The organism is Marinilabilia salmonicolor JCM 21150 (assembly GCF_000259075.1).
GTDB classification, from domain to species: Bacteria; Bacteroidota; Bacteroidia; order Bacteroidales; family Marinilabiliaceae; genus Marinilabilia; species Marinilabilia salmonicolor.
This window is the reverse complement of the sequence record NZ_AJKI01000036.1, coordinates 46515-53670: the sequence shown is the minus strand read 5'-3', so window position 1 is coordinate 53670 and position 7156 is coordinate 46515. Positions and strand designations below refer to the sequence as shown.

General features: G+C 41.7%; 6 protein-coding genes. 2 read left to right on the top strand and 4 right to left on the bottom strand.

Features of this window, described 5'->3' with window-relative positions; genetic code table 11:
* Positions 1-149 precede the first annotated feature (149 nt).
* Positions 150-986, top strand: coding sequence for an FKBP-type peptidyl-prolyl cis-trans isomerase (locus tag W7W_RS22375; protein ID WP_010664754.1), 837 nt, complete (start codon positions 150-152; stop codon positions 984-986).
* 366 nt (positions 987-1352) lie between these two features.
* On the opposite strand, the gene W7W_RS23275 is transcribed toward W7W_RS22375, so the two are convergent.
* The 4 genes from W7W_RS23275 to W7W_RS0116275 all read right to left on the bottom strand — a co-directional run bounded on the left by W7W_RS23275 (position 1353) and on the right by W7W_RS0116275 (position 5383).
* A complete protein-coding gene (locus W7W_RS23275; protein ID WP_081485198.1) occupies positions 1353-2561 on the bottom strand; it encodes a DUF4861 domain-containing protein in 1209 nt (402 codons plus the stop codon).
* A gap of 19 nt (positions 2562-2580) precedes the next feature.
* Positions 2581-3378, bottom strand: coding sequence for a gluconate 5-dehydrogenase (locus tag W7W_RS0116285; protein WP_025007113.1), 798 nt, complete (start codon positions 3376-3378; stop codon positions 2581-2583).
* Positions 3379-3504: 126 nt separating this feature from the next.
* A complete protein-coding gene (kduI, locus tag W7W_RS0116280; protein ID WP_010664751.1) occupies positions 3505-4341 on the bottom strand; it encodes a 5-dehydro-4-deoxy-D-glucuronate isomerase in 837 nt (278 codons plus the stop codon).
* A gap of 19 nt (positions 4342-4360) precedes the next feature.
* Positions 4361-5383: a LacI family DNA-binding transcriptional regulator gene (locus W7W_RS0116275; protein ID WP_010664750.1), complete on the bottom strand. Its 1023-nt coding sequence runs from the start codon at positions 5381-5383 to the stop codon at positions 4361-4363.
* 346 nt (positions 5384-5729) lie between these two features.
* Here W7W_RS0116275 and uxaC point away from each other — a divergent pair, with 346 nt between their 5' ends.
* A complete protein-coding gene (uxaC, locus tag W7W_RS0116265; RefSeq protein WP_010664749.1) occupies positions 5730-7124 on the top strand; it encodes a glucuronate isomerase in 1395 nt (464 codons plus the stop codon).
* Positions 7125-7156: the final 32 nt, after the last annotated feature.

Sequence of the window (7156 nt, the reverse complement as noted above, 5' to 3'; positions counted from 1 at the left end):
AAAAAAAAAAATCTGCCCGACCGGATTTGTGGGTGTTTGCTTTTGTTTTTTCTTCCGGAAGCATTTCATGATGCCCCCCCCGGGAAGGAAGATCAATAATGCAGGTAAAGACATTTAAAAATTTAACCATAAAAACAAATTCTTAAGTTATGAAAGGAAACCAACTGATCCCAGGCTTCATTGCCGCAATTCTTCTACTTACCGCCTGCAACAAGGTGCCCAATACCGGAAAAGCAAACATGGAAACACAACTAGACAGCCTCAGCTATGCTTTGGGTTTTTATGAAGCTGCAGAATGGAAAAAAAGATTTGAACAAAGCCCTTTTGACACTATTGATTACAAGAAAGTAGCTCTGGCATTCAAAAACTCCGAGCTCGTGGAAAGCTACCTTAACTTCAGAAAAGGTCAGTTCGACACCATTGATATTGATATGTTCAAAAAAGGTTTTTTCAATGAAATAGCCTACGATAAATCTTACTTTACCGAAATAACAGCCGACATTTATATCCGCAAAATTTTCCAACAGGTTAAAGAGAAAAACGACAGTCTTAAGCAGATTGAAGGACAAAAGAACCTGGAAAAAGGAGAAGCCTTTCTGGAAGAGAATGCAAAAAAGGAGGATGTAATTGTATTGGAAAGCGGACTTCAGTACAAAATCATTAAAGAAGGTGACGGAAAAAGTCCCTCCATCAATGACCGTGTCAGATGTCTTTATCATGGGACCCTGATTGACGGAACTGTGTTTGACAGCACCATTGAAAAAGGAGACACAGCGGCCTTTGGAGTAAATCAGGTAATTAAAGGATGGCAGGAAGCACTTCCCATGATGAAAGAAGGTGGAAAATGGCAGCTGTTTGTCCCGGCAAATCTCGCCTACGGTAACAGTGAAAGAGGGGACATTATCAAAGCCAATGAAGCATTGATTTTTGACATTGAATTGATTGAAGTCATGGAGGGCAAAAATAACACTAATAAAAAACGGTAATCTGAATCCTTAAATCAAAATCCAAAAACAGACATTATCTTTTCGATGATGATCTGATAGACAAAATAAAAAGAAGAGACGTTTTTCATGAAAGCGTCTCTTTTTTTATTTCACTTTTGTCTAAATCATAAACCAACAAGGTAGGGTTTTCCTGAACATACAAAAAAACTGATTACCATTACATAAAAAAAGAGTGAAACCGCCATAAAGACAGCCCCACTCCTTTCACACACAACTAATAAAACCTATATAAAAACAGGTGCAATATAAACAAACTTCTTAATTCTTTGAAAATATAGTATCAATTTTTGTTTCAAAACGATTAAAAAACCTGAATCGCACAGTGGCGCACACTGTCAGGCAGTCTTAACGATTGGCCAGTTTGTTAGCTGCAGCAACAACATGCTGCTGAAAATATTCTTTGGTTTTAAAACCTTCATCCTGATATTCCCAGCCACTAAAGAAATAATATTCCGCGGTGCCGTGGTTATCAAAACGGAGAGACACCATGTGGGTCTCCACAATACCATCCCCCTCCTCAGGTGCTTTCCAGGATTGAATCAATTCATCTTCGGGAACCAAAAGCGCCATCCCCAGATTTTCTCCCAGGTAAGCCTGAGCTCCATGAGATCCAATGATTTGAATTCCACTTTCCTGCAACGTAAAAGACTCTTTCTGATGCATATTCACAATGCCGGTAACCAATTGTTCATCTCCATGAAGGCCATCCACTGTCACCTCACTTCGATAAAAATGATCGTCTGCGTAAATTGAAATCTGATGCTCGATATCATAGGTCCGTCCGGCGACTGGGACACCAAAATAATTCAGCTTCAGCATAGCACGCACAGGACCCTCGGTGATGAACTCATAAGTTCCCCGGTCTGAAGACCCCACACGGTAAACCTCATCATCCACACGAAGGCCTATTGCACCGGCCCCAAGAGAGTTCCCTACCTTGAGTATATCCATACCCCAGTCGTCCAACTCATGATAGTTTTGACCACGAATACCGGCCGAATCAAGGGCCATATCAGTAGTCGCTTTTCCAAAAATATCGATTCCGTTCCGGGCATCATAGTAATTTCTAAAACCCACAAGATCATTTTCCCATGCAGGACCTTCCATCTGGAAGATCGCCGAAATGGAAGGACTATCTGTCGTTTTCAACCGTTCCTCATTTGTTACTTCGGCATAAGGAACCTCTTTGTATCCAAAACGGATATTGGTACGTTTGGGAAAATCCGGGATTTTATCAGCTGAAACTGCATTAAAATAGACAGTTTGCGGGACTCCGGCTTCCAGATCAATCAAAAAAGCCAGTTCGTCCCACTGGCCATCCTTATCCAGGTCATCGCATTGAGAAGGAAGAAAATTACCCCCGGCATCTAAGACCACGATTTTTTTCGAACCAATCTCTTCGGCCAAATATTCATTCACCTCATTGTATGTAAGAACAACCGCCTGGTCACTAATGGTCACATCCGAGTTCACTACATACCCCTTTTGAGGTGACTGGCACCCAAATAGAATGAGAACTGGCAGCACAAGAAGCAATTGTGATTTGGTTTTCATAGCAAAAGATTTTAAAGGGTTAGACATCATTTTCGCCTTTCACATAGCCAAAATTGGCCAGAATTCCGCCATCCACATAAAGTACATGACCATTTACAAAGTCACTCGCTTTACTTGCCAGGAACAAGGCAGCATTCCCTACATCTTCAGGCTCTCCCCATCGTCCGGCAGGCGTACGGGTCATAACCAGATCGTTGAAAGGATGATTTCCTTCACGGATAGGAGCTGTTTGGGCAGTAGCAATATAACCAGGTCCGATTCCGTTTATCTGAATATTATACTTTGCCCACTCACAGGTCATGTTGGCGGTAAGCAACTTAAGCCCCCCTTTTGCCGAAGCATACGCTGAAACAGAATTGCGACCATAAACACTCATCATCGAGCACATATTAATAATTTTTCCGTTCCGTCGTTCAATCATTCCGGGAGCAACCCGCTTAGCAACAATCAAAGGAGCTACCAAATCCACATCAATAACTTGTTTGTAATCTTTGACATCCATCTCCAAAATAGGAATCCGTTTGATAATTCCGGCGTTGTTCACCAGAATATCAATAGGTCCAAGTTCCTGCTCTATTTTAGTGATTCCTTTGTCAACATCCTCTTCGTTGGTTACATCGAAAGTGAGGGTAAATACGTCAATCCCTTCTTTGGCATACTCAGCTATACAGCTCTCGAGTTTATCTCCCGACAAATCATTAACAGCAATTTTTGCCCCGGCTTTCCCAAGCGTTTTACCAATAGCCATCCCAATTCCATGAGTTCCACCGGTTACAAGAGCCACTCTCCCATTCAAATCAAACAATTCATTAATCATATCCATTCGTTTTAAGTTGTCAAAAAATTTAAGTTCGCTGAAAGGTAAAAACTGATGTTGCAAGAAAGGTTAAAACACTTCCTTTACAAGCAACACCAATTCTCCATTGAATTTCTCCAAAGCACCTTATCTCAACTCCTGCTGAGTCAGATGATTCATATCACTATAGTCCTTATTTTCACCGGCCATTCCCCAGATAAAGGAATAATTGGAGGTTCCGGATGCACTGTGAATACTCCACGAAGGAGAAATCGCTACCTGTTCATTTTTCATCCAGATGTGGCGGGTTTCATCAGGTTGTCCCATGAAATGACAAATCGCCTCATTTTCTGGAAGTTCGAAATAGAGATATGCTTCCATCCGCCTGTTGTGCACGTGAGGAGGCATTGTGTTCCAGGTACTTCCTATTTTCAATTCGGTAATTCCCATCTGCACCTGACAGGTGGGAATGACATCACTCACGATCAACTTATTTATCCGGCGCTCATTGGAAGACTCTTTGGAACCCAATTCAGCAACCACTGCCATATCAAGAGTGACCTTATTATTGGGGTGCCTGGTGTGAGCGGTTGCACTGTTGAGGTAAAGATGAGCAGGTTTCTTAGGATCAACAGACTCGAAAGTCACCTCCTTGTTTCCACTTCCCAGATAGAGTCCTTCTTTATAACTCAACTCATAAGTAGTTCCATCAGCAGTTACTTTTGCGTCTCCCCCAATATTGATGATTCCTAATTCTCTACGTTCGAGAAAATAGTCGGCCTTCAATTCTTCAAATGGCTCAAGTTTCAAAGGTTTGTCAGTGGGAACTGCTCCACCAACAATCAAACGATCGTAGAGAGTATAAACCACATTGATTTCTCCTTCGACCATCACATTTTCCATCAGAAAATCTTCACGGATACGCTTTGTGTCATAATTTTTAAAATCAGCAGGATGTGCTGCATACCTAAAATCGTAATTCATAACTTTATCTTTTTAGTTGTTAAATACTATTATTCAAAACAGATGATCTTCGTTGAATCAATCGAACCGGAATATGAATCTCCTCGCTTACCGGATCTTCTTTACCAAGACTCTCAATCATTGACCTGGCTGCCTGATTTCCCATTTCAAAAGCATTCTGTTCAACACTGGTTAGTGTGGGGTCAATCATTTCGGCAAATGGCTCGTTGGCAAAACCTGAAATCTTCACCTTTTCAGGAATGGCAATATTCAACTCTTTAAGTGTGCGGATGGCCCCCAAAGCAGACAAATCACTTGCAGCGAATATTCCATCTACCTGCTGTGGAACAATTACATTTTCCACAGCCTCCATACCGGCTTCCTGTACAATACAATTCTCCACAATAAGCGCTGGATCAACGTCAATCCCGGCCTGCTCCAATGCATAACGATAACCATCCAGCCGTTGCTCGTAAACATTAACATGCAAAGCTCCGGCAAAATGAGCAATTCTGCGGCATCCGTTTTTTATAAGATGCTGCGTACTTCGCAAGGCCCCGAGAAAATTATCATTCACAATCCGTGGTCCCGGAACCTGCTCCGTAACCCGGTCAAATTGCACCAGTGAAATCTCTTCATCAATTATCTGACGAAAGTGCTCGAAAGTTTGCGTCTCCACAGAATGAGAAACAATTATGCCGGCAACCCGGTTGCGCAACAATGTAGAGAAGGCTTTGATTTCATGCTCCTGCCTTTCGTGTGTTTGACTAATAAGCAGATTGTAACCGGCGGGATTAAGAACGGCTTCCACACCACTAATGACATGACTAAAAAAATGACGGTTAATACGAGGTACCACCATCCCTATGGTATCGCTTCGCCCGCTTCTCAGAGAAGACGCCAGCACATTAGGCTGGTATCCCATCTTTGCAGCCACGTTTAATACCCGTTCACGCGTATCAACCCTCACCCGCTGATTTCCAGCTAAAGCACGCGACACAGTGGATGGAGTAATGCCCATTTCAAGGGCGATGTCTGTTATGGTTACTCTCTTTTTGACCATTCATTTCAAGTTTTCACTACAAAAATACAAACGTTTGCACAAAAAACACAAATATTTTGATGGAATTTTATATCCACCCACAAAATAAGGGGAAATGAATTCAAAAATTCTTTTAATCAAAACACACAAAAACATTAAACCAAAACAAACCAATACAACAAATGCCAACAACCTCACTAGCAATCCATTAAATATGTATTGAGATGAAAAACACCCTGTTTATGAATAAACCTTCCCACCAATATAGATGAAAAATTATTAAAAATACTTGACCGTAGGAAAAGAATGTCATATCTTCGTGTTCGTTAACGACAAATAAAATTTCATTCTAAAATATCATACAGACATGAAAAACTTCATTCATCCTGATTTTCTCCTCGAAGGAGAAACAGCGCGTGAAATCTACCATGAGTTTGCGGAGAATCAACCCATCATCGACTTTCACTGTCACCTCTCTCCCCAACTCATTGCCGAGGATCATAATTTCGACAATCTGGGGCAGGTTTGGTTGGAAGGCGACCATTATAAATGGAGGGCCATGCGCACCAATGGTGTTGATGAAGAATTCTGCACCGGGTCTCCCGATTTCTACCAAAAATTCATTAAATGGGCAGAAACAGTTCCCCACACAGTTGGAAACCCCTTATATCATTGGACGCATCTGGAATTGGCACGATACTTCAATATTTTTGATTTATTGAATCCCAAAACTGCAGACACCATTTATCATGATGCTTCAGAGATGCTTCGTCACAAGGATTTCTCCATAAAGAGTATTCTTAATAAAATGAACGTGGAAGTAATAGGGACCACCGATGATCCTGCTGACAGCCTGAAACATCATGCCAGTTTAAAAGACTTTCATGTAAAGGTTCGTCCAACATGGCGCCCTGACAACTTAATCAAGACAGATGACCCGACGGTTTTCAACAGTTACATTCAGAAATTAGAAAAAGCGGCAGGCAAAAGCATCAACAGCTATGCGGATCTTCTCTCAGTGCTGGATGAACGTCATGCTTATTTCGATAAAATGGGATGTCGTGCTTCCGATCACGGACTGGATCGCATGTATTGGACAGATGATGCCGGCATCGATCCGGAGAAAGCATTTAAAAAGCTGAGAGTTGGTAAAAAACTAACAGAAACTGAAACTGAAGGTTACCGATTCGCCCTGATGCAGGAACTCTGTAAACTGAACCATAAGCGTGGATGGGTACAACAATTTCACCTAGGCGCCATGCGAAACAACAACACCCGATTATTCAAAAAATTAGGCCCTGATACCGGATTTGACTCCATTGGACAACCACAGGACAGCTTCAAATTATCAAGATTTCTTGACAGCCTGGACACCAATAATCAACTCACCAAAACCATTCTTTACAACTTAAATCCTGCCGACAACGAAACCTTTGTAACCATGATTGGTAATTTCCAGGACGGATCAGTTCCGGGGAAAATGCAATATGGAGCAGCATGGTGGTTCCTGGATCAAAAGGTAGGCATGGAGAAGCATCTCAATGATTTATCTGTCCTTGGCTTACTGTCCCGATTTGTAGGCATGGTCACTGATTCCAGAAGCTTCCTCTCCTTCCCACGTCATGAGTACTTCAGAAGAATTGCCTGTAACCACATCGGAAAAGAGGTGGACAAAGGAGTAATCCCCAACGACAAGGAAATTCTCAAAAACCTTGTGGAAGGAATCTCTTATAAAAATGCAAAAGAGTACTTCGGGTTTTAATAATCAATCTACTAAACACAAAATACCAGAAC

Bases quoted from the DNA above. Each gene is read 5' to 3' on its own strand.
- W7W_RS22375 (WP_010664754.1), top strand. From the start codon at position 150: ATGAAAGGAAACCAACTGATCCCAGGCTTCATTGCCGCAATTCTTCTA.
- W7W_RS23275 (WP_081485198.1), bottom strand. From the start codon at position 2,561: ATGAAAACCAAATCACAATTGCTTCTTGTGCTGCCAGTTCTCATTCTA.
- W7W_RS0116285 (WP_025007113.1), bottom strand. From the start codon at position 3,378: ATGATTAATGAATTGTTTGATTTGAATGGGAGAGTGGCTCTTGTAACC.
- kduI (WP_010664751.1), bottom strand. From the start codon at position 4,341: ATGAATTACGATTTTAGGTATGCAGCACATCCTGCTGATTTTAAAAAT.
- W7W_RS0116275 (WP_010664750.1), bottom strand. From the start codon at position 5,383: ATGGTCAAAAAGAGAGTAACCATAACAGACATCGCCCTTGAAATGGGC.
- uxaC (WP_010664749.1), top strand. From the start codon at position 5,730: ATGAAAAACTTCATTCATCCTGATTTTCTCCTCGAAGGAGAAACAGCG.